23 protein-coding genes are annotated in these 26,108 nt (G+C 72.8%); 8 read left to right on the top strand and 15 right to left on the bottom strand.

The genetic code is table 11. The annotated features are described in order from the left end of the window. Window positions 1–53 precede the first annotated feature (53 nt). On the top strand, window positions 54–857 hold the full coding sequence (locus OHA91_RS21480) for an enoyl-CoA hydratase/isomerase family protein (protein WP_328739772.1): 804 nt from the start codon (window positions 54–56) through the stop codon (window positions 855–857). Window positions 858–889: 32 nt separating this feature from the next. Here the strand turns inward: OHA91_RS21480 and OHA91_RS21475 are convergent, their stop codons facing one another. Both OHA91_RS21475 and OHA91_RS21470 read right to left on the bottom strand, forming a co-directional pair. Further along, window positions 890–1,681, bottom strand: coding sequence for a VOC family protein (locus tag OHA91_RS21475; protein ID WP_031155279.1), 792 nt, complete (start codon window positions 1,679–1,681; stop codon window positions 890–892). A 94-nt stretch (window positions 1,682–1,775) separates the two neighbouring features. Continuing rightward, window positions 1,776–2,678, bottom strand: a complete 903-nt coding sequence (locus OHA91_RS21470; RefSeq protein WP_328739771.1) for a hypothetical protein — start codon at window positions 2,676–2,678, stop codon at window positions 1,776–1,778. 183 nt (window positions 2,679–2,861) lie between these two features. On the opposite strand from OHA91_RS21470, the gene OHA91_RS21465 reads away from it, so the two are divergent. Then, window positions 2,862–3,497, top strand: a complete 636-nt coding sequence (locus tag OHA91_RS21465; protein WP_031155283.1) for a flavin reductase family protein — start codon at window positions 2,862–2,864, stop codon at window positions 3,495–3,497. A gap of 75 nt (window positions 3,498–3,572) precedes the next feature. Here OHA91_RS21465 and OHA91_RS21460 read toward each other — a convergent pair whose 3' ends face one another. Genes OHA91_RS21460 through OHA91_RS21450 form a run of 3 tightly spaced genes read right to left on the bottom strand, consistent with a single transcriptional unit; the run spans window position 3,573 to window position 6,770 of the window. Next, on the bottom strand, window positions 3,573–4,640 hold the full coding sequence (locus OHA91_RS21460) for a Zn-dependent alcohol dehydrogenase (RefSeq protein WP_328739770.1): 1,068 nt from the start codon (window positions 4,638–4,640) through the stop codon (window positions 3,573–3,575). After that, window positions 4,637–5,836, bottom strand: coding sequence for an acyl-CoA dehydrogenase family protein (locus OHA91_RS21455; protein WP_328739769.1), 1,200 nt, complete (start codon window positions 5,834–5,836; stop codon window positions 4,637–4,639). The genes OHA91_RS21460 and OHA91_RS21455 overlap by 4 nt, the downstream gene beginning before the upstream one ends. 13 nt (window positions 5,837–5,849) lie before the next feature. Then, window positions 5,850–6,770 carry an SDR family oxidoreductase gene (locus OHA91_RS21450; protein WP_031155289.1) on the bottom strand — a complete coding sequence of 307 codons (921 nt, stop codon included), beginning with the start codon at window positions 6,768–6,770 and terminating at the stop codon, window positions 5,850–5,852. A 108-nt stretch (window positions 6,771–6,878) separates the two neighbouring features. On the opposite strand from OHA91_RS21450, the gene OHA91_RS21445 reads away from it, so the two are divergent. Continuing rightward, entirely contained in the window at window positions 6,879–7,805 is a 927-nt protein-coding gene (locus tag OHA91_RS21445; protein ID WP_031155290.1) for a cyclase family protein, read from the top strand. A 142-nt stretch (window positions 7,806–7,947) separates the two neighbouring features. Continuing rightward, complete coding sequence (locus tag OHA91_RS21440) at window positions 7,948–8,673, top strand: hypothetical protein (protein ID WP_051893499.1); 726 nt, start codon at window positions 7,948–7,950, stop codon at window positions 8,671–8,673. A 233-nt stretch (window positions 8,674–8,906) separates the two neighbouring features. Here OHA91_RS21440 and OHA91_RS21435 read toward each other — a convergent pair whose 3' ends face one another. The 4 genes from OHA91_RS21435 to OHA91_RS21420 all read right to left on the bottom strand — a co-directional run bounded on the left by OHA91_RS21435 (window position 8,907) and on the right by OHA91_RS21420 (window position 13,038). Beyond that, window positions 8,907–9,398, bottom strand: coding sequence for an ATP-binding protein (locus OHA91_RS21435; RefSeq protein ID WP_031155292.1), 492 nt, complete (start codon window positions 9,396–9,398; stop codon window positions 8,907–8,909). A gap of 339 nt (window positions 9,399–9,737) precedes the next feature. Next, a complete protein-coding gene (locus tag OHA91_RS21430) occupies window positions 9,738–10,664 on the bottom strand; it encodes an acyl-CoA dehydrogenase family protein (RefSeq protein ID WP_266500315.1) in 927 nt (308 codons plus the stop codon). Between the two features lie 5 nt (window positions 10,665–10,669). After that, window positions 10,670–11,824 (bottom strand): acyl-CoA dehydrogenase, encoded by a 1,155-nt coding sequence (locus tag OHA91_RS21425; RefSeq protein ID WP_031155294.1) that lies wholly within the window; start codon window positions 11,822–11,824, stop codon window positions 10,670–10,672. Beyond that, a complete protein-coding gene (locus tag OHA91_RS21420; RefSeq protein ID WP_328739768.1) occupies window positions 11,824–13,038 on the bottom strand; it encodes an amidohydrolase family protein in 1,215 nt (404 codons plus the stop codon). The genes OHA91_RS21425 and OHA91_RS21420 overlap by 1 nt, the downstream gene beginning before the upstream one ends. 157 nt (window positions 13,039–13,195) lie before the next feature. Between OHA91_RS21420 and OHA91_RS21415 the strand changes: the two genes are divergently transcribed. After that, a complete protein-coding gene (locus tag OHA91_RS21415) occupies window positions 13,196–14,749 on the top strand; it encodes an AMP-binding protein (protein ID WP_328739766.1) in 1,554 nt (517 codons plus the stop codon). Window positions 14,750–16,210: 1,461 nt separating this feature from the next. Here OHA91_RS21415 and OHA91_RS21410 read toward each other — a convergent pair. Both OHA91_RS21410 and OHA91_RS21405 read right to left on the bottom strand, forming a co-directional pair. Then, on the bottom strand, window positions 16,211–17,467 hold the full coding sequence (locus OHA91_RS21410) for a maleylpyruvate isomerase N-terminal domain-containing protein (RefSeq protein ID WP_328739765.1): 1,257 nt from the start codon (window positions 17,465–17,467) through the stop codon (window positions 16,211–16,213). Continuing rightward, window positions 17,464–18,042 (bottom strand): sigma-70 family RNA polymerase sigma factor, encoded by a 579-nt coding sequence (locus tag OHA91_RS21405; RefSeq protein ID WP_031155256.1) that lies wholly within the window; start codon window positions 18,040–18,042, stop codon window positions 17,464–17,466. Before OHA91_RS21405 ends, OHA91_RS21410 begins: the two co-directional genes overlap by 4 nt. Window positions 18,043–18,343: 301 nt before the next feature. Between OHA91_RS21405 and OHA91_RS21400 the strand changes: the two genes are divergently transcribed. Next, on the top strand, window positions 18,344–18,862 hold the full coding sequence (locus OHA91_RS21400; protein WP_031155254.1) for an EF-hand domain-containing protein: 519 nt from the start codon (window positions 18,344–18,346) through the stop codon (window positions 18,860–18,862). Between the two features lie 427 nt (window positions 18,863–19,289). On the opposite strand, the gene purU is transcribed toward OHA91_RS21400, so the two are convergent. Both purU and OHA91_RS21390 read right to left on the bottom strand, forming a co-directional pair. Further along, on the bottom strand, window positions 19,290–20,174 hold the full coding sequence (gene purU, locus OHA91_RS21395) for a formyltetrahydrofolate deformylase (RefSeq protein WP_031155252.1): 885 nt from the start codon (window positions 20,172–20,174) through the stop codon (window positions 19,290–19,292). A gap of 14 nt (window positions 20,175–20,188) precedes the next feature. Next, window positions 20,189–20,635, bottom strand: a complete 447-nt coding sequence (locus tag OHA91_RS21390; protein ID WP_266502583.1) for an SCO4402 family protein — start codon at window positions 20,633–20,635, stop codon at window positions 20,189–20,191. Window positions 20,636–20,831: 196 nt separating this feature from the next. On the opposite strand from OHA91_RS21390, the gene OHA91_RS21385 reads away from it, so the two are divergent. Further along, on the top strand, window positions 20,832–22,121 hold the full coding sequence (locus OHA91_RS21385; RefSeq protein WP_031155248.1) for an ABC transporter substrate-binding protein: 1,290 nt from the start codon (window positions 20,832–20,834) through the stop codon (window positions 22,119–22,121). Window positions 22,122–22,187: 66 nt separating this feature from the next. Here the strand turns inward: OHA91_RS21385 and OHA91_RS21380 are convergent, their stop codons facing one another. Beyond that, a complete protein-coding gene (locus OHA91_RS21380) occupies window positions 22,188–23,495 on the bottom strand; it encodes a ferritin family protein (protein WP_266500304.1) in 1,308 nt (435 codons plus the stop codon). A 257-nt stretch (window positions 23,496–23,752) separates the two neighbouring features. Beyond that, window positions 23,753–25,123 carry a hypothetical protein gene (locus OHA91_RS21375; protein ID WP_031155244.1) on the bottom strand — a complete coding sequence of 457 codons (1,371 nt, stop codon included), beginning with the start codon at window positions 25,121–25,123 and terminating at the stop codon, window positions 23,753–23,755. 234 nt (window positions 25,124–25,357) lie between these two features. On the opposite strand from OHA91_RS21375, the gene OHA91_RS21370 reads away from it, so the two are divergent. Next, the gene (locus OHA91_RS21370) at window positions 25,358–26,026 is read left to right on the top strand and encodes a bifunctional DNA primase/polymerase (RefSeq protein WP_240803680.1); all 669 of its coding nucleotides are present in this window, start codon (window positions 25,358–25,360) and stop codon (window positions 26,024–26,026) included. Window positions 26,027–26,108: the final 82 nt, after the last annotated feature.

Raw genomic sequence — 26,108 nt, 5'->3', positions numbered from 1 at the left:
CGCAAGGGCGCCGCACCCACCGCACCAGACCGCTTCGAACGGGAGTTTCGCGCATGAACAGCGCCCCCGAGGACGACGTCCTCCACCGCACCGAGAGCAACGTCTCGTGGATCACGCTCAACCGCCCCGAGGCGATGAACGCCGTCACCTGGGCCCAGCGCGAGCGCGTCATCGCGCTGCTCGCCGAGGCCTCCGCCGATCCCGCCGTCCGGGCGGTCGTCCTCACCGCCACCGGCAAGGGTTTCTGCGCGGGCGCCGATCTGCGCGGCGCCCCCGCCACCGGCGGCGACCGCGTCGCCGGGGACGTGGCCCGCATGATCCGGCTCGGCGCGCAGCGCCTGATCACGGCGGTGCTCGACTGCGAGAAGCCGGTCATCGCCGCCGTCAACGGCACGGCCGCCGGCATCGGTTCGCACCTCGCCCTCGCCTGCGACCTCGTCATCGCCGCCGAAGGGGCCCGCTTCATCGAGGTGTTCGTGCGCCGCGGGCTGGTCCCGGACGGCGGCGGCGCGTACCTGCTGCCCCGCCTGGTCGGACCGCAGAAGGCGAAGGAGCTGATGTTCTTCGGAGACGCCGTCCCGGCGGCCGAGGCCGAGCGGCTCGGCCTGGTCAACAGGGTGGTTCCGGCCGAGGAGCTCCAGGCGGCCGCCCGGGAGTGGGCCGAGCGGCTCGCCCAGGGCCCGACCCGGGCCCTCGCCATGACCAAGCAGCTGGTCAACGCCTCCCTGGACGGCGACCGGGCGGCCGCGCTGGCCGCCGAGGCCACCGCTCAGGAGATCAACATGGCCACGGCCGACGCGAACGAGGGCGTGGCGAGCTTCGTGGAGCGCCGCACGCCCAAGTACCTGGGCCGCTGATCCGCGCCGGGGCCCTGCACGGGCGCCGGGCCCTACATCTGCGGGTCGGGCTTCAGCAGCGCGAACACCGCCCCGAAGGGGTCCGCCAGCCAGCCGAGCCGCCCGACGTCCGGTACGTCGGCGGCCGGCATGAGGACGGTCCCGCCGTTCTCCTTGGCCCTGGCGATGGTGGCGTCGACGTCGCTCACGTGGAAGTAGGGCACCCAGCGCGCGTCCTGGTCCCCGCCGCCGGCCCCCTCGCCCAGCGGTGCGACCCCGCCGAAGGAGGCGTCCTCCTGGTCGCCGTCGGCGGTGCTCAGGACCCGGTACGTCATCCCGGGCGCCTGCATCTCGGCGTGCCGCCACCCGAACAGCCCGGCGTAGAAGGCGATGTCGGCGACCGGGTCGGGTACGTGGAGTTCCGCCCACACCAGCGTGTTCTCGGCGGAGGCGATCCCGAACCCGGCGGTGTTCCCGGGCTGCCAGCAGGCGAACTCGGCGCCCTGCGGGTCGGTGAACTGCGCCAGCCACCCCTCGCCCATGACGTCCATGGGCTCCATCCGCACCGTCCCGCCGCCGGCCCGGACGGCTTCGGCGGTGGCCTGGATGTCGGGGGTCATGAAGTGGTGCATCCAGGCCGAGCGGGCGCCTTCCTCGGTGAGCGGTCCGAGGGCGGCGACGGTCTTGTCGTCCTGCCGGAAGAAGCCGTACCCGCCGGCCTCGGGTCCGGCGGACACGAACTCCCAGCCGAAGACGGCCCCGTAGAAGGCGGCGGCCCCGCCGGTGTCGGGGCTGCCGAGGTCGAGCCAGTTGGGTGATCCGGTGCGGAAGTCGGTGCCGAGCATGTGCCCTCCGGGGTGCGGCGGCGGTACGGGTCTCAGCCACGATGCCGAGCCTCCTGTCCCGGCCGGGCCCGCGGAGCCGCCCGCCCGGCCCGTTTCACCCGTGCGGGTGCGTCGCGGCCGCCGCGCCGGTGCGGCGCAGGAGCCACATGTCGCCGTTGTCAGGGTCGCCGAAGAACTGGAACAGTTCGGGGTGTTCCTCCGTCCCGGCCACCTCCCAGACGCGGTCCCAGTCCTCGCAGCCGGGGACGGTCATGTCCACCCCTGCCCGCCGGTTCCACCGGGGGTCGGCGTCCCGCCACGTCCAGGTGCCGGTTCCCGCGCAGACCGCCTTGGGGCCGAAGCCCCGGGCCACCGGTACGCCCCGGACCGTCACCTCGCCGCCCTCCCCGAGCCGGACCACCCCGCCGTCCTCGCCGTGCCACTCGCCGACGTACTGCGCACGCTCCAGGCGGGGCGGGCGGTGCGCGGCCAGGACGCCCTCGCCGAACACGACGAAGCCGCCCACCAGGGTGACCAGCCCGAGCACGCCCGAGACGACGCCCGTGACCGTCACGACCGCCTTGACCGGCCTGTTCCTGCGGATCGCGTGGTGTGCGACGAGCAGCGGGGGGACCGCGACCCCCGCGATCACGGCCCAGTTGACGAGGTACGGGGTCCTCGGCGACCAGAAGAGCAGCGCGCAGGCCGCGGACGAGGCGAGGATCCAGGCCGCTGCGGCCGACGGCCGGCCGGTCCTGCGGGCCAGCGCGAGGGCGGGCCGGGTGAAGACCGCGGCGTGGAGGAAGCCCACGGCCAGCAGCAGGAGGGGAGTGAGCACGAAGACGACGGGGAGGAAGAGGACGGCCCCGATGCCCCAGCCCATGCCGTAGTCCTCGCCCGGTGTCCCCGTCACGATCCACAGCGAGAGCTGGATCAGCAGCATTCCGGCGGCCGCCACTTCCGCCCCCGGCGCCGACCCCCACCAGCCGCGGTCCGGCGCCACCTGCCCAGGCGTCATCTGCGTCATTGCACCCACCCGCCCCTTGTTTGAACGCGTTCAGCACTCTCGGAACCGGACCCTACACCCTCTTTGAACGTGTTCAATCAGAGGGGCCCACCCCGCCCCGCATCGCCCTGCCTCCGCCCCTTCACATCTGACGAACCGTCAGCTTCAATCGGAGGTGTGATGGGACATGCAGGGATGGCGGCCACCGTCGTCCGATACCTCAGGTCAGTCGGCTCCCCCACCTCCGCCCCGGCGGAGCGGGAACCCGAGTCCGTCGACGCCCTGCCGCGTCCCGATCTGCGGGCCGTCGGCGACGACGAGCGCGCGCCGGTCAGTCCCGCCGAGTTCCGGGCCGTGCTGGGGAACTTCGCCAGCGGGGTCACCGTCATCACCGCCCCGCCCGGCGCGGACGAGGACGGGGCCGGCGGCGGGGGCGGCCCGGCCGGGTTCGCGTGCCAGTCCTTCGCCTCGCTGTCCCTGGACCCGCCCCTGGTCACCTTCATGGTGGCCCGCACCTCGACCACCTGGCCGCGGATCGCCCGCGCCGGGGTGTTCTGCGTCAACATCCTGGGAGCCGAACAGGGCGAGCTGTGCCGGTCCTTCGCCGTCAGCGGCGCGGACAAGTTCGCCGGGGTGGCCCACACCCCGGCCCCCGTCACCGGGTCCCCGCAGCTCGACGCCGTGCCCGCGTGGATCGACTGCCGGATCCACGCCGTCCACACGGGCGGGGACCACCTCATCGTCGTGGGCCGGGTCGTCGCCATGGGCGCGGCCGGAGAGGGCGATCCGCTCCTCTTCCACAAGGGCCGCTTCGGCCGCCTCGCCGACTGACGAACGCCCGCCGCCGAAAGCCGACTGCCGGCCCGTCCCCCTGGGGGCGGGCCGGCAGTCGTGCCCCCGCGCCCGTCAGAAGGTGAGCACCCCGCGCGCCACCCGCCCGTGGTGGGCGTCGTCGACGGCCTTGGCGAAGTCCTCGACCGGGTAGACCTCCGTCACCAGCTCGTCCAGCAGCAGCCGGCCCTGCCGGTACAGCTCCGCGTAGAGGGCGATGTCGCGCTGCGGGCGCGAGGACCCGTACCGGCAGCCCATGATCGTCTTGTCCAGGTACATGGACGAGACGAGGAAGGACGCCTCCTCCCTGAAGCCCGGCACGCCGAGCAGCACCGCCTGGCCGTGCCGGTCGAGGAGGTCGACGGCCTGGCGGATCAGTTCGACGTTGCCCACGCACTCGAAGGCGTGGTCGGCGCCGGTCGGCAGGATCTCGCGGACCGCCGCCGACGAGTCGGCCACCGCGGACGCGTCGATGAAGTGCGTGGCCCCGAACTGCCGGGCCACCGCCTCCTTCGCCGGGTTCGCGTCCACCGCCACGATCGTCGCGGCCCCGGCGATCCGGGCGCCCTGGAGCACGTTGAGCCCGATGCCGCCGGTGCCGATGACGACCACCGTCTCGCCGTGGTCGACGCGGGCCCGGTTGAGCACGGCACCCACCCCGGTCAGGACCCCGCAGCCGATGAGCGCCGCCGACGTCAGCGGGATGTCGGCCGGGATCTTCACCGCCTGCACGGCCTTGACGAGCGTCCTCTCCGCGAAGGCGGAGTTGGAGGCGAACTGGAAGAGCGGCTTGCCGCCCCGCGAGAACGGCTGCCCGGGCATCCCGATCGCCCTGCGGCACATCGTCGGCCGGCCCCGGTCGCAGTCCGCGCACGCCCCGCAGTTGGCCAGCGTGGACAGCGACACGTGGTCGCCGGGCGCCACGTGCGTGACGCCCTCGCCGACCGCCTCCACGACCCCCGCGCCCTCGTGCCCCAGCACCACGGGCGGCGGGAACGGGATCGTCCCGTCCATCACCGACAGGTCGCTGTGACACAGCCCGGCCGCGCCGATCGCGACGAGCACCTCCCCCGGCCCCGGGTCCCGGATCTCCAGGTCGTCGACCACCTGGGCCTGCTTGCCGTCGAACACGACGCCTCTCACCTGGACTCCTTAGGCAGGCCGAGCACGCGCTCGGCGATGATGTTGCGCTGGATCTCGTCCGAACCGCCGTAGATCGTGTCGGCGCGGGTGAACAGGAACAGGCGCTGCTCCTCGTCGAGTCCGAGCTCGTAGGGGAGTTCCGGCGCCCAGGTGCCCGGCCCGGCCGCGGCCGCCGCCCCCCGGACCTCCACCGCCAGCTCCCCGAGCCGCCGGTGCCAGCCGCCCCACAGCAGCTTGGCCACGCTCGGCGCGCCCGGATCGCCCTGCGTGCCCAGGGTCCGCAGCGCGTTCCACCGCATGGTGCGCAGCTCGGCCCACTGCCGTACGAGGCGGTCGCGGACCACCGGGTCGGCCGTCCCCGAGGCCGCGTACAGGCCGAGGACACGTTCCAGCTCGGCCGCGAAGCCGATCTGCTGGACCAGGGTGGAGACGCCCCGCTCCAGGGCGAGCAGGCCCATGGCCACGGTCCAGCCGTCGCCCTCCGCGCCGACGGCCTCCGCGGCCACCGCCCCGTCGAAGAACACTTCGTTGAACTCCGCGGTCCCCGACATCTGGCGGATCGGCCGGACCTCCACGCGGCCGGGCTGGTCCATCCGTACGAGGAGGAAGGACAGGCCGCGGTGGCGCTTCGAGCCGGGCTCGGTACGGGCCAGGACGAAGCACCAGTCGGCCTCCCGGGCCAGGGAGGTCCAGATCTTCTGCCCGGTGACGCGGAAGAGCCCGTCGGCGCCGTCGCGCACGGCCGCGGTACGGATGCCCGCGAGGTCGGAGCCGGCGCCCGGCTCGCTGTAGCCCTGGCACCACAGCTCCTCGCCGCGCGCGATGCCGGGCAGGAAGCGCCGCTGCTGCTCCGGACTGCCGTAGGCGATCAGGGTGGGCGCGAGGAGGTTCTCCCCGATGTGGCCGACCCGGCCGGGAGCGCGCAGCGCCGCGTACTCCTCGGCCCACACCACCTGCCCGGTCAGCGAGAGCCGCCGCTGCCCGTACGCCCCTTCCGGCGCCTCCCAGCCCTGCCCGATCCAGCCGCCGCGCCCCAGCTCCCGCTCCCAGTCGCGCCGGGGCCCGGCGCCCTCGTGCTCGCTGCCCGGCCCGCCGAGGCCGAGGAGTTGCGCGTACGGGCCCACGAGGTGCTCCGCCAGCCAGGCCCGGGCCTGGCCGCGCAGCTCCTCGTCCTCGGCCCCGAAGCCGAAATCCATGCCGTGCCCCCCGTCAGGCGTTGGGGCGGTCCTTGGCGGCCGCCGCCTTGGCCATGGCCTCCAGCTGCGCCAGCATCGGCATCGGGTCGGTGCCGACCGTCCCGGGCAGGAAGTCGGCGATCTTCTCCGGGGTCCAGGAGCCCTCGGCGTATCCGGCGCGCAGCTCGCGCGGCTGGGCCCAGACGGCGATCTTCGGGCCGGCGATCGTGTAGACCTGCCCGGTGATGCGTTCGCCGCCGACGGCGACGGCCTTGTCGGAGAGCAGGTAGGTGACCAGCGCCGCGACGTCCTCGGGCTCGCCGATCTCCTTGAGCTCCATGGGGACGTTCGCGGACATGCGGGTGCGGGCGACGGGTGCGACGGCGTTGGCGGTGACCCCGTACTTGGCGAGGCCGAGCGCGGCGGAGCGGACGAGGGAGATGATCCCGCCCTTGGCGGCGCTGTAGTTGGCCTGGGCGACCGAGCCCTGGTGGTTGCCGCTGGTGAAGCCGATCAGGGTGCCCGATCCCTGGCGGCGCATGACGGCGGAGGCGGCGCGGAAGACGGTGAAGGTGCCCTTGAGGTGGGTGGCGACCACCGGGTCCCACTCCTCCTCGCTCATGTTGAAGAGCATCCGTTCGCGCAGGATGCCGGCCACGCAGACGACCCCGTCGATGCGTCCGTACTGTGCGAGGGCGGTGTCGACGATGCGCTGGCCGCCCGCCATGGTGGAGATGTCGTCGGCGACGGCGACGGCCTCCCCGCCGGCGGCCTGGATCTCCTTCACGACGCCGTCGGCGATCTCGCTGGTGGGCTCTGCGCCCTCGATGCCGACGCCGTAGTCGTTGACGACGACCTTGGCGCCCTCGGCGGCCGCGGCGAGTGCCACGGCCCGGCCGATGCCCCGGCCGGCGCCGGTGACGGCGACGACCCTGCCTGCCAAGAAGTTCCCCACGTCCGGCCCCTTCCCGCGATTTCTGACGGACCGTTAGATTCTATGGGTAGTCAGATACACGCGCACAAGCCCTCGTTGCCGCATTCACGCAAGGAGCTGTCGACGCCCATGACCCTGCCCGCCGAGTTCCACGACATCGCCAAGCGCGTCAACAACTGGGGGCGCTGGGGCACCGACGACGAGATCGGCACGCTGAACCTGATCACCGAGGAGGTGGTACGGGGTGCGGCCGCGGAGATCCGCAGCGGCCGCCGCGTCCCCCTGGCGCTGCCCCTGAAGGAGGACGGGGTCCAGGTCGGGATGATCCCCGGCCGGATCAACCCGCTGCACACGATGGTGCAGATCAACCAGGAGCTCTTCGGTCCGGGCACGGTGGCGTGCAGCGACGACGCCGTCAGCATGGGCCTCCAGGCGGGCACCCACTGGGACGCGCTCACCCACGTCTCGCACTCGGGCCGGATCTACAACGGGCGCCCCGCCGGCACCATCACGGCGCACGGCCGGGCCGAGTTCAGCGGCATCGACAAGGCCACCCCCATCGTCTCGCGCGGAGTGCTCCTCGACGTGGCCCGGGCCAAGGGCCTCGACCGGCTGCCGGGCGACCACGCGGTGACCCCGGCGGACCTGGCGGAGGCCGAGGAGTTCGGCCGGGTCGCGGTCCGCCCCGGCGACATCGTCCTGGTCCGCACCGGCCAGATCCAGGTCTACCTGGCGGGCGACAAGCACGGCTACGGCTTCCCCTCCCCCGGGCTGTCCGTCCGTACGCCGGAGTGGTTCCACGCGCGGGACGTGGCGGCCGTCGCGAACGACACCCTGACCTTCGAGATCTTCCCGCCGGAGATCGAGAACCTGTGGCTGCCGGTCCACGCCCTCGACCTGGTGGAGATGGGCATGCACCAGGGCCAGAACTGGGACCTCGAAAAACTGTCCACAGCCTGTGCAGAAGAAAACCGGTACGCCTTCCTCCTGTCGGCCATGCCCGAGCCCTTCGTGGGCGGCACCGGTACCCCGGTGGCCCCTGTGGCCATCCTCTGAGACGCGTCCGCGCAGGTGGCGAGAGGCGCGGCCACCCCGGCGAACCGGGCCCCGCACCGGGTGGAACCATGTTGTGTCCATGACGCGTCACCGTTCTCGCGTCACCCCCCGCTCCTCACCACCCTCAGCACTGGAGAAGCGCATGTCCAACCCGTACCAGGCGTCCCCGCCCCCGCCACCGCCGCCCTTCACCCCGGGAGCCCCGCAGCGGCGCGGGAACAACAAGTTCGTCACCTTCCTGGTCGTCGCCCTGGTCGTCGTCGGCGCCTACGGCGCCTCCAAGGTGCTGGGCGAGGACAAGGGCAAGACGTCCGGGTCCGGGTCCACCTCCGCCTCCGCGTCGCCGTCCGCCAAGCCCACGGCCAAGGACCCCGGCTCCCCCGAGTCCTCCTCCGACACCTCCAGTGCGTGGAAGGTCGGCGACTGCGGCGGACCCGACGCCTCCAAGGGCGCCGACGCGTACAAGCGGACGGGCTGCTCCGACTCCGGGGCCACCTTCAAGGCCATCGACATCAAGGAGGCCAGCATCCTGCCGGGCTCCATCCAGTGCCCGGCGGGCACCGACGTGATGATCGAGGTGAGCATCTCCTACAACGGCGGCAAGTCGAGCGGGATCCCCACCAACACCGTCTGCGGCCGCAACCTCTCCAACGAGCACCCCGGCGACGCGGGCGCCGGCGGCGGCCAGCTCGTCAAGGGCGACTGCGTGACCTCCCAGGCCAAGGAGGTCCCCTGCGGCGGCTCGGGCGCGCTCAAGGTCCTCGGCCTCGTCAAGACGAAGGAAGAGTGCCCCTCCGGCACCACGGACCCCATCCGTCTGACCATCTCGGTGGGCCGCCCCTACGACGTGATCTGCACCGACGGCTGACCCCTGCCCGGCCTCCGGCCCCAGCGCCCGCCGCGCTCCGCCGCCCGGACCTCCGGGCCGCGGAGCGCGCCGCGGTGTGCTGCGGGTGGCGGCGGCGCGCATGCACGCCCCGAGCACGGCACGGCAGCCGCCACCCCGCGACCCGCACTCGTCAAGGCGTGTCCTTGGCGTCCCCTCGCGTCGAATCGCTCCACACCAGGGTGATCAACAGGTGACGAACCGTCAACACCTCGTTAGAGGTACACGCGCGGTTCCCGCAGCGGAGTGTGAACTTCGGACGGACGGCACGAGGCCGCCTCGGCCGAGGCTCCACCCGTAGCGGCGTCCGCCTCCGCCTGCCGCGCCCGGTCGATCTCGCACCAGATCCGCTTGCCCGCGCCTTCGCGCTGCCAGCCCCACCGGTCCGCCAGCCCGTCCACCAGCTCCAGGCCGCGCCCGCCCGTGTCCTCGCCGCAGGCCTGCCGGCGGGCCGGCGCCCGGTCGCTGGCGTCGGCCACCTCGACCCGCACTCCCGGCCCCCCGAACAACATGCGCAGCACGGCCGGACAGCCCGTGTGCACGACCGCGTTCGTGACCAGTTCGGAGATCAGCAGGACCAGCGTCTCGGCGAGCGGCTCGTCGTCCCCTATGCCGGACCCCGCCAGCCGGGACCGCGCCCACCGGCGCGCCCGGCCGACCTCGGCCGGGTCCGCGCCTACCTCCAGCTGAACCTGAAGCACCTGCACCGCTCACACCATCCGAACCGGCGGACACTTCGCCTCGCGACAGGACGGGATCACCGGCCGTGACCCCCTTGCGTAGCAGCATGGTTGACCTACAGTCACCACAACAAGCGCTTCGGGCATATTCACGCGCGAAGGAGTGGGCGTGGTGCATACTGTGCGACGCTCACGCCGCTCAACCGCTCGCATTCGTCGGAGCGTACCGGAGCAGGCCCCCGACTCCGGGCTGTAATGGGGCGGGCGAAGGACACAAACCGATATCAACTCTCTGTAATCAGACATGCGTCCCGCGTCGTTGCTCCCGTACCCCTCGCCCCTCTCCCGACCCACCCGTCACACGTGCTATCCCGCCGAGTGCAGCAGCTCCGCCGCCAGCAGTTCCTCAGCCTCCGCCGCCGTCCGCCACTGCTCGGCCCGCACCCAGGCCCGCTTCAGGTGCAGGTGCACGTCCGCCTCCCACGTGAAGCCCATCCCACCGTGCACCTGCAGACAGTCCCGCGCATTGCGCACGGCGGCCTCGTCCGCCAGCAGCTTCGCCCCCGCCGCCTCCCCCGGATCGCCGGTCACCGCCGCCGCGTACACCGCCGTACGGGCCACCTCCGCCCGCACCAGCATCTGCGCGCACAGGTGCTTGACCGCCTGGAACGCCCCGATCGGCTGCCCGAACTGCTCGCGCTCCCCCGCGTACCGCACCGCCAGCTCCACCGTCCGCAGCGCGCTCCCGACCTGGAGCGCGGCCGTCAGCAGCGCCCCCTCCGACACGTACGCGGACACGCACGCGCAGGCGTCGGCGCCGCCCGGCCGCGCGACCCGGTGCAAAGGCGTCAGCGGGTCCGCCGCGCGCACCTGCTCGCCGACCGGGAGCACGGCCGCCCCCAGCACCGCGTCCGCCTCCCCCAGGTACGCCACCAGGTCCCCGGCCAGGTCGAAGGCGGTCACCACCGCCGTGCCCGCCGCCGCCCCCGGCACCACCCCGGCCGCCAGGTGCGTCGCCACCAGCGGCCCCGGCACCAGGGCCCGCCCGGCCTCCTCGAAGACGATCACCGCCTCCGGCAGCCCCAGCCCCACACCGCCCTCGGACTCCGGCAACCGCAGCGCGAAGAAGCCCGCCCCGCCCAGCTCCCGCCACAGCCCGCGGTCCACGGCCGTGCCCGCGTCCACCGCGGCGTCCACCGCTGAGCGCAGCGCCTCCCGCCCGTACCGGCCCTCCAGCAGGCCCCGTACGCCCGCCCGCAGGTCCCGCTGGTCCTCCGTCGGCTGGAAGTCCATGCCCCTCACCGGCCCTTCGGGAGGCCGAGGATCCGCTCGGCGACGATGTTCCGCTGGATCTGCGAGGTGCCCGCCGCGATCGTGTACGAGAGGGAGGAGAGCCGGCTTTGGACCCACTCCTCGTCCAGGGACAGCGACGACGCCCCCAGGACCTCGGCCGCCACGTCGTACAGCTCCTGGCGGGCGTGCGAGTAGGCGAGCTTGAAGACCGAGCCGCCGATGCCGGGCACCCCGCCGGAGCGCTCCGACTCGCTGACGTTCCACTGGGTCAGCCGCCACAGCGCGCCGAACTCCCCGTACAGCCGGCCCAGCCGGCGCCGCAGCGCCGGATCGTCCCAGCGGCCGTTCGCCCTCGCCGTACGGGCCAGCTCGCCCAGGGTCCTGCGGCACGCGACGACCTCGCCGACGAAGGCGGTGCCCCGCTCGAAGGACAGGGTGACCATGGTGACCCGCCAGCCGTCGTTCTCCGCGCCCACCCGGTTGCCGACCGGGACCCGCACCTCGTCGAGGAACACCTCGGCGAACTCCGTCGACCCGGCGAGCGTGCGCAGCGGCCGTACCGTCACCCCCGGCGCGTCCATCGCCATGGCCAGCCAGGAGATCCCGCGGTGCTTGGGCGCCTCTGGATCCGTGCGCACGAGCAGCTCGCACCAGTCGGCGACCTCCGCGTGCGAGGTCCAGATCTTCGAACCCGTGATCACGTAGTCGTCGCCGTCACGGACCGCGCGCGTGCGCAGGGAGGCCAGGTCCGAGCCCGCGTCGGGCTCGCTGAAGCCCTGGCACCACACCTCGTCGCCGCGCAGTACGGGCGGCAGCCAGCGCGCCCGCTGCCCGGCCGTGCCCTCGGCGGCGATCGTCGGGCCGGCGTGCAGCAGCCCGACGAAGTTCGCGCCCACGTACGGGGCCCCGGCGCGCTCCGTCTCCTCCAGGAAGATCAGGTGCTGGGTCGGGGTGGCGCCGCGGCCGCCCGCGTCCACCGGCCAGTGCAGGCCGGCGTACCCGGCCTCGTACAGCCTGCGCTGCCAGCCCAGGTCGTAGGCGCGGCGGCCCGGCCAGTCGTCCGGGGACGGCCGGGCGGGCAGCTCGGGCAGCGCCTTGAGGAGCCACTCGCGCAGCCGCGCCCGGAAGTCCTGCTCCTCCTCGGTGTAGGCCAGGTCCATCAGCGGCCCTTGCCCTTGTCTTTGCCCTTGTCCAGGTCGAGGCCGAGCATGCGGATGGCGTTGCCGCGCATCAGCTTGTAGACGGTCTCGTCGTCCAGCCCCTGCACGTGGTCGAGGGCGACCTCCTTGGTGTGCGGGAAGGTGGAGTCGACGTGCGGGTAGTCCGTCTCGAAGGTCGCGTTGTCGCGGCCGACGACATCGAGCGAGGCGATCCCGTGCTTGTCGCGAAAGAAGCAGCAGAACATCTGCCGGTAGTAGTACGTCGAGGGCGGCTCGGGGATCAGGTCGCGCACACCGCCCCACGCCCGGTGCTCCTGCCACACGTCGTCCGCGCGCTCCAGGGCGTACGGGATCCAGCCCATCTGCCCCTCGCTGTAGGCCAGTTTGAGCGTCGGGAACTTCACCAGCACGCCGCTGAAGAGGAAGTCCATCATCGAGGCCATCGCGTTGTTGAAGCTGAGCGACGCCTGGACGGCGGGCGGCGCGTCCGGGGACGCCGCGGGCATCTGCGAGCTGGACCCGATGTGCATGTTGACCACCGTGCCGGTCTCCTGGCAGACGGCGAAGAAGGGGTCCCAGTAGCCGGAGTGGATCGACGGCAGCCCCAGGTAGGTCGGGATCTCGGAGAAGGTCACGGCGCGCACCCCGCGGGCCGCGTTGCGCCGGATCTCGGCCACCGCCAGGTCGATGTCCCACAGCGGGATGATGCACAGCGGGATCAGCCGGCCGCCGCTGTCGCCGCACCACTCCTCGACCATCCAGTCGTTGTAGGCGCGCACGCAGGCGAGGGCCACCTCCTTGTCGTGCGCCTCGGCGAAGGTCTGCCCGCAGAAGCGCGGGAAGGTCGGGAAGCACAGGGAGGCCTCGACGTGGTTGAGGTCCATGTCGGCGAGGCGCGCCTTGGGGTCCCAGCACCCCTGGCGCATCTCCTCGCGGGTGATCCCCTCCAGCGTCATGTCGTCGCGGTCGAAGCCGACTGCGGCGATGTTGCGCTTGTACGGGAACTTCAGGTCCTCGTAGATCCACCAGTCGGTCGGCGGGCCGTCCGGGTCCATGGAGATCACGTACTTGCCGCCCGTGTACTGCAGCTCGCCGATGCCGGCCGTGAGCGCCTTGGGCCCGCGGTCGCGGTACTTGGCGGGCAGCCAGACGTCGAACAGGTGCGCGGGCTCGATCACGTGGTCGTCGACGCTGATGATCCGAGGCAGTTCCATGGGCTCCCCAATCCGGTGCCAATCCCCGTACCGATCTGATGGATCGTCAGAAACAAGCTAGCCCCGCCACCCCTGGACCGACAAGCGCATGCGCTCTACGCTCTGCGCTTGATCTGACTAACCGTCAGCTATGGCTGGGACTATGGGGAGGTCCGGGATGACGGACACCGCGACCGCGACAGAACTGAGCCGCTCCCGCACCCTGTGGGAGCTCGTCTCCCGCCGGGCCGCGCTCACCCCGGACACCACCGTCCTCATCGAAGCGGCCGAAGACCCCGCCGCCGACCGCAGCCTCACCTTCGGAGAACTGCGCGACCGCTCCGAACGCGTCGCCGCGGGCCTCCACGACATGGGCGTACGCCCCGGCACCGTCGTCGCCTGGCAGCTCCCCACCCGCATCGAGACCGTACTGCTCACCGTCGCCCTCGCCCGGATCGGCGCCGTCCAGACCCCCGTCATCCCCTTCTACCGCGACCGCGAGGTCGGTTTCGCGCTCCGCGAGGCCAAGGCGGACTTCTTCGCGATACCCGGAACCTGGCGGGGCCACGACTACCCGGCCATGGCCCGCCGGCTCGGCGCCCGCGGCGTCTTCGAGGCCTACGACTCCCTCCCCGACGGCGACCCGACCGTACTGCCCCCACCGCCCGCCACCGGCACCGACGTCCGCTGGATCTACTGGACCTCAGGCACCACCTCCGACCCCAAGGGCGTCCTGCACACCGACCGCTCCCTCATCGCCGGCGGCTCCTGCCTCGCGCACGCCCTGCACCTGACCCCGTCCGACGTCGGCTCGATGGCGTTCCCCTTCGCGCACATAGCCGGACCGGACTACACAGTGATGCTGCTGCTCTACGGCTTCCCCGCGGTCCTCTTCGAGAAGTTCGCCATGCCGGACGCCCTCGACGGCTACCGCCGCCACGGCGTCACCGTCGCCGGCGGATCCACCGCCTTCTACTCGATGTTCCTCACGGAACAGCGCAAGGCCCCGGACGTCCCCCTCATCCCCACCCTCCGCCTCCTCGCCGGCGGCGGCGCCCCCAAACCGCCGGAGATCTACCACGCCGTGGTCCGCGAACTCGGCTGCCAGCTCACCCACGGCTACGGCATGACCGAAGTCCCCATGATCACCATGGGCGCCCCCGACGACACCCCGGAGAACCTCGCCACCACCGAGGGCCGCCCCCCGGAGGGCATGTCCATCCGCATCACCACCCCCGACGGCACCCCGCTGCCCCCGGACACCGACGGCGAGGTGCGCCTGCGCGGCGAGGCGGTCTGCCAGGGCTACCTGGGCCGAGACCAGTCCGCCGAGGCCTTCGACCCCGACGGCTACCTGATCACCGGCGACCTCGGCCACCTCACCCCGGACGGCTACCTGGTCCTCACCGGCCGCAGCAAGGACGTCATCATCCGCAAGGGCGAGAACATCTCCGCCAAGGAGATCGAAGACCTCCTCCACCGCCTCCCGGGCGTCGCGGACGTCGCGGTCATCGGCCTCCCGGACCAGACCCGCGGCGAACGCGTCTGCGCGGTGGTCGAACAACCCCCGGGAGCCGCCCCCCTGACCCTCCCCCAGCTCACGGCCTACCTCCGCGCCCAGGGCCTGGCCACCCACAAACTCCCGGAACAACTCGAACTCCCGGAAGCCCTCCCCCGCAACGAAGCCCTGCGCAAGGTCCTCAAGTACAAACTCCGCGAGCGGTACGCGTAGGGGGCGGGCCGGTACGGACACCCACACGACGGGGTCGGGGCACGGCGGAAGCCGATGGGGCGGGGTGGAAGATGCGGCGGGATGCCGGTGCCGGTGGCCGTGCGGGCGGCATCAGGGATGTGCTGGGGGTTTCCCGTCAGTCCCATCGTCTCTCCGGTTCGTGCCGGCCCGTCAAGGGCGCTCCCTCCGGTCGCGTCGCTACGCGATGGCCTACGGCCACCCTTGACCGCCCGTCCCGCCCCGGACATACGAGGACAGCCGGGAAGCCCCCAAAGGAACGGGCCGGGCGATCGATAGAGAGACGGCGCGTCGGAGGGCGCGGGCGGGAGCCCGGAGCGCCTCAAATCGCTACGCGCTCCTGCCGGAAGGCGTCTGCCAGCCTCTTGGGCTGGGCATAGGCCGCCTCGGATCGCTACGCGCTTCGCCAGGACGGCGTCTGCGAGCTGTCAGGGGCTGGACATAGGCCGCCATCGATCGCTACGCGCTTCTGCCTCGCGCGACTGCAGTCCGTCTGGGGCTGGTAATAGGCCGCAGAGGCCCGATTCGCTCCTCATGGAAGGCGTCCGAGGGCGGTGGGGGGAGGAAAAGCGTCAGATGACGGCTGAGGCGATGCCAATCCAGGTGTGGGTGGGTGGAGGCCTCGGAGAGCCGTCCGATTGCACCAATTGCCCATGTTTGGGCGGGCGGCTGGGACCTCACCTCGGCCTTGATGGGGTTGGCATCGGCTCAGCCGATGGATCGCCCTCCCGCCCCCGAAACCGCCTCGCCCAGCCCCGAACAAGGGGCGGACGCGGTCTCGGAGAAGCGCGTAGCGATCGAGGGCGGCCTATGTCCAGCCCAAGAGGCCTGCGGACGCCATCCGACAGGAGCGCGTAGCGATTTGAGGCGGCCTATGTCCAGCCCAAGGGGCCTGCGGACGCCGTCCGGCAGGAGCGCGTAGCGATCTGGGGCGCACCGGGCTCCGCCCGGGCAGCGCTGATCGCCCCGATGGTCTTCTCTCCCCCGGCCCGTCCCTTTGGGGGCTTCCCGGCAGTCTTTCGGATTTCCGGGGCGGGACGGTCGGTCAAGGGTGGCCGAAGGCCATCGCGCAGCGACGCGACCGCAGGGAGCGCCCTTGAGGGACCGGCACGAACCGGAGAGACGATGGGACTGACGGGAAACCCCCAAGACAGCGCTGATGCCGCCCGCCGAAACCCCGCCGCCCCACACCACCCCGTGCCTCCCCGTCCCACCCCGCCGGCTTCCGCCGTGCTCCCACCCCGCGCCTCCCCGTCCCACCCCGCCGGCTTCCGCCGTGCTCCCACCCCGCGCCTCCCCGTCCCGCCCCGCCGGCTTCCGCCGTGCTCCCACCCCGCCGCGCCTGGAGGCGGGTGGGCAAGCACCGCCCCGGGGCGCGGGAGCCGCGGGGGTGGAGGCGCGGGGCGCGCGGGTACCCGTACAGGCTCCGGCACCGCGCAGCCCCTACAGGCGGCTCAGGGAGGCTGCCGCGAACAGGACGTCGCGGATCGCTTCGCGGTCGCCGTGCTGGCCCGCCGCCACGTCTTCCGGGGAGATGTGGCCCGCGGCCAGCTGGCAGAACTCGATGCCGTCCAGGGCGATCTCCGCCACCGTGCGTTCCGGCGACGGTTTCGCTGCCGGCGAGTCCAGCGCGATGTCCCAGCCACCGCCACCCGCGCCCTCGATCTCCAGGTGCAGGGTCCGCCCGGGTGCTCCCGCCGCGACCAGGCCCCGCGCCGGGGCCGCCAGGCCCGCGCGGCGGCGCTGTGCCAGCGCGCCCGGCAGGAGCCGCGCCGCCAGGTCGATCATCCCGTGCAGGTGCGGCCCGGAGGGCGGCTCGTACGGGTAGTCCACCGCGTCCGCGATGTCCCACGCGTGCACCCAGCACTCGAAGGCCCGCTCCAGGAAGGCGTCGCCGAGCGGCAGCGCGAAACCGCCGTAGTCCACGGCGAGTTCTGCGACGCCGCGGCCCGCGAAGGACACCGTACGGACCAGGGTGTGGCCCTGTTCCCGCCACGGCTCGCGCACCTGCCGCGTCGTCGGGTACGCGGACGCGCCCCAGAAGTACTCCGTCCGTACGGTCGGACCGCCCGGCGGCGCGTCCGAGCCGAGCGGGTCGTCCAGCCCGAGCGCGGTGGCGATCAGCCCGTCGACGGTCATCAGGTGTCCGATCACGCCCGCGACCGTGGTCCGCTGCGACCGGCTCCGTTCCTCCTCGAACCACTTCAGGCGCACCGGGGTGTGCCACTCGGAGTCGCCGAAGTCCTGGAGCAGGGCGTCGAGCCGAGCGGTCTCGGTGTCGTACGGGCTCGCCCACACCGGCACCGGGATGCGGGCCGGCCGCTTGCCGAGGCAGTCCTCCAGGACGCGCGAGCGCAGCAGCGGTTTGAGGTCGAGGGTCTCCTCCGGGTGCAGCAGTCCGACCGCGTCGCGCAGCCGCAGCGCCTCCTCCGCGCAGGGCGCGCACTCGGTGAGGTGGTCCTCGACCGCCCGGGTCTCCTCGGCCGAACACGCGGCCAGCGCCCACGCGCCGAGCAGGGATTTCAGCACGGCGTGCGAGGGCGGCGGTGACGGCGGCGGCGTCGGTTCCGCGGGCAGCGGCAGCGGGCGCGGTGCGTGCCCCGGGTCGAGGTCGTCGGCGGCCCCGCGCGGGCCCGGTATCCGCGCCTGGCCGCCGGGACGCTCGTATCCGTCGTCGGGCGACTGGGCGGGGCCGTTCATCGGGGTGTTCCGTATTCGCGCGAGCCGTAACCGGGCTGGGCGGTGTCCTCCTGCGGGAGGGCGTTGGCGGTCGACAGCAGCTGGAGCCCGAGCCGCAGCCTGCGGCGCGCTTCGTCCTCGCTGATCTGGAGGTCGGCGGCGGCCTGCCGGTAGTCGCGCCGCTTGAAGTACGCGAGTTCCAGCGCGGCCCGCAGCGGCGCGGGCATGGAGGTGACGATGTAGTCCGCGCGGGCGGCGGCGTTGGCGCTGCGCACCTTCTGCTCCAGCTCCTCGCGGGAGCCCCGGCCCAGTTCGGCCTGGCGCAGCCGGGCCACCGCCTGGCCCTGGGTGATCCGGGCGACCCAGGAGCGCATGGAGCCCTGCTTGGGGTCGTAGGCGTCCGGGTTCTCCCAGATGTAGCCGAAGACCTCGCGGGTGATCCGGTCCGCCGCCTTCTCGTCGCCCAGCACGCGGTGCGCCAGGCTGTGCACGAGCGAGGCGAAGCGGTCGTAGAGCTCACCGAGCGCGGCGGCCTCGCCGCGGGCGAGGCGCTGCTGCATGCGGCGGTCCCACCGCGGTGGTACGTCCTTCGGCATAAGTGCCCCCAGCCGTGTGTCGACGCAACGAATGTAGTGGGCACATGGCGGATCGCGCCTGTTTTGGACGAAGCTCCCCTCGGAAGTAGGCCCTGCGTGATAGGGGCGTTGCAGGGCGTGAACGGTGGTGCGGCCGAGGGCACATGGGTACACGCGTACGCGCCCCGCCGCGCTCCCCGTGCGCGGGTTCGATGCGGCCGCCTGCTTGACCGCTTCGCTTAACGTGCAGGCCACCAAGGCCTTACGCTCCTGCCTTGTCTTGATCTGAACCCCACGCACACGTGAAGGTGGAACGCCGCATATGGACAGCGCAGAATACGAGCGCAAGATCGCCGCCCGATTCGCCACCTTCGACCAGGACGGGTCCGGCTTCATCGACCGGGAGGACTTCAGCGCGGCCGCGAAGGCCGTCCTGGCCGAATTCGGTACCGCCGCACGGTCGGAGAAGGGACAGGCCGTCTTCGGCGGCGCCGAGGCGTTCTGGCAGGGTATGGCCGGGATCGCGGACGTCGACGGGGACCAGCGGGTGTCCCGCGAGGAGTTCATCACGGGCGCGGCCAAGCGGCTGCGCGACAGCCCGCAGCGGTTCGCGGAGATCGCCCGGCCGTTCCTGCGGGCCGTGATCGCGGTGGCGGACGAGGACGGCCACGGCGCGACGCCGACGGCCGCGGCCCGGGTGCTGCGCGTCCTCGGCACCGCGCCCGAACTCGCCGAGCAGGTGGCGCGCGGCCTCGACACCGACGGCGACGGCCGCATCTCGGAGGACGAGATCCTGGCCGCCTTCGCGGGGTACTGCGGCGTGGAGGCCCCGGACGCGTAACGCCTGCGGCGAGCTCGCACGAACCGGGTGGACCGCCCGACGCCACGCCGCCCGCACAGCGGTGACGGACAGGCGGCCCGACCGGGTGCCCGTGCGTCCTTCCGCGGACCGGGACCCGGGGGCACGACCCCCGTCCCGCGCCGCCCGGGCGCCGACCGGGGACACGGCGGCGAGCCGGTCACGGGCCGTCGGTCCCGGCCGATGCCCGCGGGGCCGTGCCCACGCCGGCGACACGCCACGGGCCCGGCGGCCGGCGCGGGCCGCGGGACACACGGGCCGGACGGCCGACGCGGGCCGCGAGCCGATCACCGTCGGCGCGAACCGGTCGCCGTCGGCGCGAGCCGCGAGCCGCTGGCTGCGGTCGGCAGCCGCCGGTCACGGCCGGCCCGGGCCGGGGCGCGGCCCGTTCGACGCGAGGCGCCAGCCGTCAGGCGAAGACCACCGTGCGGGAGCCGTTCAGCAGTACGCGGTGCTCGCTGTGCCACTTCACCGCGCGCGCGAGCGCCTGGCACTCCACGTCGCGGCCGACGGCCACCAGCTGGTCCGGGGTGACCTCGTGGCCCACCCGCTCGACCTCCTGCTCGATGATCGGCCCCTCGTCGAGGTCGGCCGTCACGTAGTGCGCGGTCGCGCCGATCAGCTTCACACCGCGCGCGTGCGCCTGGTGGTACGGCTTCGCACCCTTGAAGCTCGGCAGGAACGAGTGGTGGATGTTGATGATCCGCCCGCTCAGCTCCTTGCAGAGGGTGTCCGACAGCACCTGCATGTACCGCGCGAGCACCACCAGCTCGACGTTCTCGGCGCGTACGAGTTCCAGCAGCTGCGCCTCGGCCTGCGCCTTGGTGTCCTTCGTCACCGGGATGTGCACGAACGGCACCTCGTACGAGGCGACCAGCTCGGCGAAGTCGGTGTGGTTGGAGACCACGGCCGCGATCTCGACCGGCAGGGCCCCGATCCGCGAGCGGAACAGCAGGTCGTTGAGGCAGTGCCCGAACTTGGACACCATCAGGATGATCCGCATGCGCTCCTCGGAGCGGTGGATCTGCCAGTCCATCTTGAAGGACTCGCCGATGGCGGCGAAGCTCGCCCGCAGCTTCTCCACCGTCACCGCAGGCTCGGCCTCGAAGTGCACCCGCATGAAGAAGAGCCCGGTCTCCCGGTCTCCGAACTGCTGGCTGTCCACGATGTTGCAGCCGGTCATGAACAAGTAGCTCGACACGGCGTGCACGATGCCCTGCTTGTCGGGGCAGGACACGGTCAGGACGTACTGGGGCTGCTGCTGGGCCTGGGCCTCGTTGTGCGGGTCGCTCATGACCGCACAGCCTTTCACACCGCGCGGGTGAGGATCCTCAACACTTCCAGCGAGGTGGGCCGTGCGTCCGGGTCGTCCCCGTCGGCCTGCGCGAGCCGTACGTGCGCCTCGCGCGCGGCACGGACCGCCTCGGGCCACGCGTGGTGTTCCAGGTAGACGGAGACGGGGGCGTCGGGGCCGACCTGGTGCAGGATCCGGAGCACGCGCAGCACGGCGAGGTCGACGAGGGCCGCCTCCTGCGAGTCGCGGAAGATCGTGCCGACGTACTTCTCAGCCGACCAGCTGTCGAGCCACGTGTCCTCGACGAGCCGGTACACGGCGTCGGTGACGTCGCCGTACCCTTCGTCGCCGGCCAGCCAGGTGTCCTCGTGGAAGGCCGGATCGGAAAGCATGTGCAGCGCTGAGCGCACGTTGCAGCGCCAGCGCCACCACGGCATGTCGTTCAGGGGCATGCCGCCCATGGTGGAGGAGCGGCCGCCGCGTTTGGAAGAGTTCTTCGAACCTTGGGCGAATGTCACGCTTTCGATCGTACGTTCCTGTTCAGTGCGATCTTGAGGCGCCTGCAAGCGACCGCGCCCCCGTAATTCACCTCGACGTCACCCGATGTTGTGTCCATCTCACTCGACAGTTACCGGTGGGGCGGAATGGTGCATGGACATGACCATCTCGCGACGCGCAGCATCCCTCTCCCGCACCGTCGTGGCCACGGCGATGGGTGCGTGCCTCGTGGCCGGGTGCGGGACGCTCCCCGGCAGCTCGGGGGGCTCCGGGGGAACCATCACCGTCATGACCTTCGCTCCGGAGGGGACCGGCGCCACGAACATGCCCGGCATGACCGGAATGGCCAAGGCCTACGAGCGCTGGGCGAACGCCAAGGGCGGTATCAACGGCCACAAACTGCGCGTATTGACCTGCAACGAGAAGAACACGCCCAGCGGCGCCGCCGACTGCGCCCGCAAGGCGGTCGCGGAGAAGGCCGTCGCCGTCGTCGGCTCCTACAGCCAGCACGGACGCGCCTTCATGGCCCCGCTGGAGGCGGAGGGCATCCCCTTCATCGGCGGCTACGGCGTCTCCTCCGAGGAGTTCCAGTCCCCGCTGTCCTACCCGGTCAACGGCGGCCAGTCCGTCCTGATCGCCGGCGCCGGCCACCAGCTGGGGCGCGTCTGCGACCAGGTCGCGCTCGTCCGCCCCGACACCATCGCCGGCGACACCCTGCCGGTCCTGCTCAACGCCGGACTGCGGGCCAACAAGATGGCCGACGCCGCCGACATCCGGGCCGCCGAGGACTCCGCCGACTTCAAGCCGCAGGCCAATGAGGCCCTCGCGCACACCACCGGCACGGGCAAGGAGAAGGAGAAGGAGAAGGGCTGCGTGACCGCGGTCCTCGGCGAGCGCACCGAGACGTTCTTCGACGCCTTCCGCCGCACCGAGCCGCAGCGCAAGAAGCCGCAGATCTCCTCCGTGCTGGGCAGCGTCAGCCAGTCCCTGGTGGACCGCACGGGCGGCCGGGAGAGCCCCTTCGAGGGCGCGTACATCACGAGCTGGTACCCGGTGGCCTCCGATCCCGTCTGGGAGCCGATGCGCAAGGTCGTCACCGACTTCGCCTTCGGCGACGACACCGTCGACCCCGACGACAGCGGGGCGCAGACCACCTGGATCGCGTACACGGTGCTGAGCGAGATCGTGAAGCGCTTCGAGGAGGGCGAGGACGTCGACGCCCGCAAGGTCAAGCGGTCGCTGAACGAGTCCCAGCCGGTGAAGACCGGCGGCCTCACCCCGGACCTGAGCTGGCGCTACCAGGACATGCGCGCCGTCGCCGGCTTCCCCCGCATCGTCAACGGCCAGGTCACCTTCCAGATCGTGCAGGCCGGGCGCCTCGTGGCGCAGCCCGGCGAGAAGAGCCTGGACATGACCCCGACGCTGGTGCAGGCCCCGCGCACGGCCTGAGCGCGGGCGGGGCCGGTCACCGGCGACCGGTCTCCGGTCACCGGTCACCGGTCACCGGTGACCGGCTCAGAGCTGGGACTTGTCGCGCTTGGTGAGTCCGTACTTGGCCGCGATCGTGTTCCACAGGGTCGCGGCCGACTCCTTGGCCTTGGTCGCCTCGCCGCTCGACCTGTTGCCTTCGGAGGCGTTCTTGGTGGCCTTGGCCTTGCCGTCCTTGCACTTGTCGTCGTCCACGTCGTCCGCCCACGCGGCGTAGCTGTTGTCGGCGTCCGCCGAGGCCTGCCAGGCCTTGTTCAGGGCGGCGGACAGCTTGGCGTGGTCGGGCAGCTTGTCGACCTTCAACTCCTGCAGCCGGGTGATGAGTTCCTCACGCTGGCGGGCCGCGTCGCGCAGGTCCGAGGCCGCCTGGTCGAGGTTGGTGCAGCTCTTGATGTCCTCCACGGCCTTGATCACCGCGGCCCGGCTGTCGTTGCTGTCCGCGAGGAGCTTGTCCAGCTGGACGGCCTGCGGTCGGGCCGGGTCGACCGGGGCCTCGCCGGGCGCGGCCGAACCGCTGCTCGCGGTCGGCGCGGCGGGCACGGCGCCCGGGTCGTTGTTCTGGGGCTTGCCGTCGGGCAGCAGCGTGCCGACGCCGAGGCCGACGACGGCGAGGCCGATGACGACGGCGCCGATGATCGCGGGCGAGACCTTGCGGGAGGGCTCCGCCGGCGGGGGCGGGGGCGGGGCGTACTGCTGGTGCGGGTGGGGCTGATGCGGGTGCGCCTGCGGTACGGGGGCCTGCGCGCGCGGCGGGTAGGGCCGCTGCGGCGGCCGGCCCCGCAGCACGGGCTCCTGCACGGGCGGCAGGTGCTGGGTGTGCCCGGCGGAGTCGTCACCGCGGAACAGGCCGTCGAACCCCTCGACGCCGGAGGCGGCGGGAGCGCCGGGGCCCGCGGGGACCGGCGGGATGTACTGCGTCGCCGCCTCCTCGTGCGCGGGGGCCATGGGGGCGGCCGGCACGGGCGGTATGAACTGGGTCGCGGCCTCGTCGTGCCCGGGGGGCCCGGGGTACGCGGGGACGGGCGCGATGTACTGCGTCGCCGCCTCCTCGTGCGCGGGGGCCGCGGGATCGGCCGGGACGGGCGGGATGTACTGGGTGACGGCCTCGGGCAGCGGCGGATAGCCGTAGCCGTGCGGTGCGCCGGGCCCCTCGTAGCCGGGCCCGACCACGTGCCCGGGCGCGGCCTCCGCCGCGGGGTAGGCCTGCGGATACCCGTAGGCGGCCCCGGGCTGCGCCTGCTGCGGCTGCTCCGGGTACGCCGGATACCCGGACGCCGGGTCCGGATCCCACGGAGCACCCGGCTGTGGGGCGCCCCCTTGTCCGCTCTGCGTCACCGGGACTCCTTCTCCGACTCACCCGACCGTACGGAACCCCGGCCACGCTACCCGGTCACGCACCGCCACCGTGAGACCACCCGTGACCCGAGAATCAGCCCCGCCCCACCATCCGGGTCCGGGGCACCGCCCCGATCCTGCAGCCCCGCCGGCGATTGAGGCGCGGGGACTCGGGGGCAGCGCCCCCGCAGCGGCGCCGCACGCGGAAACGCACGCGGCAACGCACCGGCAGCGGAACGAGTCGGCCGAGCCCGCCGCTAGGCGACGCGCGCGGCGAACTCCCGTACCGCCGCCTCCTCCCGGTACGGCTCCAGCCGCGCCCTGAAGTCCTCCAGGTACTCCGCCCCCCGGTTCGAGCGCAGCCCCTCCAGCAGGTCCGCCGCCTGCACGGCCGTCTGGCAGGCCTGTTCCACCTCCCGCTGCTGCACCCGCGCCGCCGCCAGCAGCAGCAGCCCGATGGCCCGGCGGCGCGCCTTGCCCGCCGGGAGGCCGCGCAGGGCCTCCTCGGCCTGCCGGGCCGCCGCGTCCGCCTGCCCCAGGTCGCGGTGGCAGTGGGCCAGCTCGTCCGCCAGGTACGCCTCGTCGAAGTGGCGGATCCACACCGGGTCGTCGCCCGACTCCGGCTCCGCCCGCTCCAGCGCGCTCAGCGCCCGCGCGGACAGCACCCCCGTCGCCCGGCTGTCGCCCAGCAGCGCGTGCCCGCGCGCCTCGGCGGCGTAGTACATGGCCTCGACCCGCGGGGTGACCTGCCCGCGCGTCCCCTCCTGCGCGGCCCGCGCCAACTGCGCGATCTCCCGCGGGTTCCCGAGCTCCGCCGCGAGGTGGCTCATGGACGCCGCCAGTACGTAGCCCCCGTACGCGCGGTCCCCGGCCGCCTGGGCCAGCCGCAGCGCCTGGATGTAGTAGCGCTGCGCCAGGCCCGGCTGGCCCGTGTCCACCGCCATGTAGCCCGCCAGCTCCGTCAGCCGGGCCACCGCCGCGAACAGGGCCCGCCCGACGGGTTCCCGGTAGGAGCCGCCGATCAGCCCCGACACCACCGAGTTGAGGTAGTGCACGACCACCGGCCGTACGTGCCCGCTGCCGAAGCGGTGGTCGAGTTCCTTCAGGGCCTCGGTGGTCGCCCGTACCGCCTCCACGTCCGACATGCCGACCCGCGAACCGCCGCTGCGCGCCACCTGGGTGTCCGCGCCGGTGATCAGCCAGTCGCGGCTCGGCTCGACGAGCGCCGAGGCGGCCACACTGGAGCCCGCGAGGAAGTCGCGGCGTCCGACGTCGCTGCGCCACAGCTCGCAGACCTGCTCGATCGCGCCGATGACGGTGGGGGAGAACTGCAGGCCGACACCGGAGGCGAGGTTCTTCCCGTTGGCCATGCCGATCTCGTCGATGGTGACGGTCCGGCCGAGTTTGCGCCCCAGCGCCTCGGCGATGATGCCGGGCGCCCGGCCGCGCGGCTGCTGGCCGCGCAGCCAGCGGGCCACGGAGGTCTTGTCGTAGCGCAGATCGAGGCCGTGTTCGGCCCCGCACATGTTCACGCGCCGGGCGAGCCCAGCGTTGGAGCACCCGGCTTCCTGGATGAGCGCCTGCAGCCGTTCGTTCGGCTGGCGGGCGACGAGAGGCCTGGCTGCCATGAAAACCCCCTGCTGACCGCGGGTGATCCGTTGGAATGATCACTTCCCGCCTGATGTGCGGAGAATCTTCCGCTCTGCGTCGTGTCGCTACCCAGCAACAGCGCCCCGGCCTCCTACGCGCCCCCACGCGTGCATCAGTGCGCCCCATTTGCAGGATCGATGCTCCGGCCGCGGGCGGGTTTACGCCCGTAACCCCGGGTGACCCGGGCAGTTGTGATGGGCGTGGAAGAGACCATGGGAGTCACGGAGACCGCACCCATCCCCAAGCAGCGCGGCGAGCAGCTGCTGGACCATGCCGTGCGGTACGCGGAAGAACGGCACTGGGATGTCTTCGCCGGCACCTGGTTGGAGCCCGGGGACGGCCGGGAGCTGTGCTCCTGCGGGGCCGCGGACTGCCCGGCGCCCGGCGCGCACGCGGCGGTGAAGGACTGGGCGGCGCACGCCACCGGCAGCGCGGTACAGGTGCGCCGGGTCTGGGGGAAGAACCCGCAGGCGTCGATCCTGCTGCCGACGGGCCGGAGCTTCGACGCGCTGGACGTGCCGGACTCGGCCGGCTTCCTGGCGCTGGCCCGGCTGGAGCGCATGCAGCGCACCCTCGGGCCGGTCACGCTGACGCCCGACCACCGGATGCTGTTCTTCGTGCTGCCCGGCGCCGGCGTCAAGGTCGCCGACCTCGTGCGCAAGCTGGGCTGGACGCCGTCCGCGATCGACCTGACCGCCCGCGGCGAGGGCGAGTACGTCGCCGCCCCGCCCACCCGCTTCGGCGGCCGGGGCGCGGTCCAGTGGGCGCGCCGCCCCACGCCCGCGAACCGCTGGCTGCCGGACACGGAGGAGCTGATCGACGCACTGGCGTACGCGTGCGGCAGCGAGGCGGCGGCGGAACGCAAGCGGCGCCAGGGGTGACGGCGCACCGGGCCGTGTGAGACCGGGCCCGGAAACTCATGACATAAGTAACTGATGAGGCCTCTCCCCCTCCTCCTATCGT

It is taken from the genome of Streptomyces erythrochromogenes, from assembly GCF_036170895.1.
In the GTDB taxonomy this organism is placed as follows: domain Bacteria; phylum Actinomycetota; class Actinomycetes; order Streptomycetales; family Streptomycetaceae; genus Streptomyces; species Streptomyces erythrochromogenes.
The sequence above is the reverse complement of the archived record's forward strand: the minus strand, read 5'-3'. Positions and strand labels throughout refer to the sequence as shown.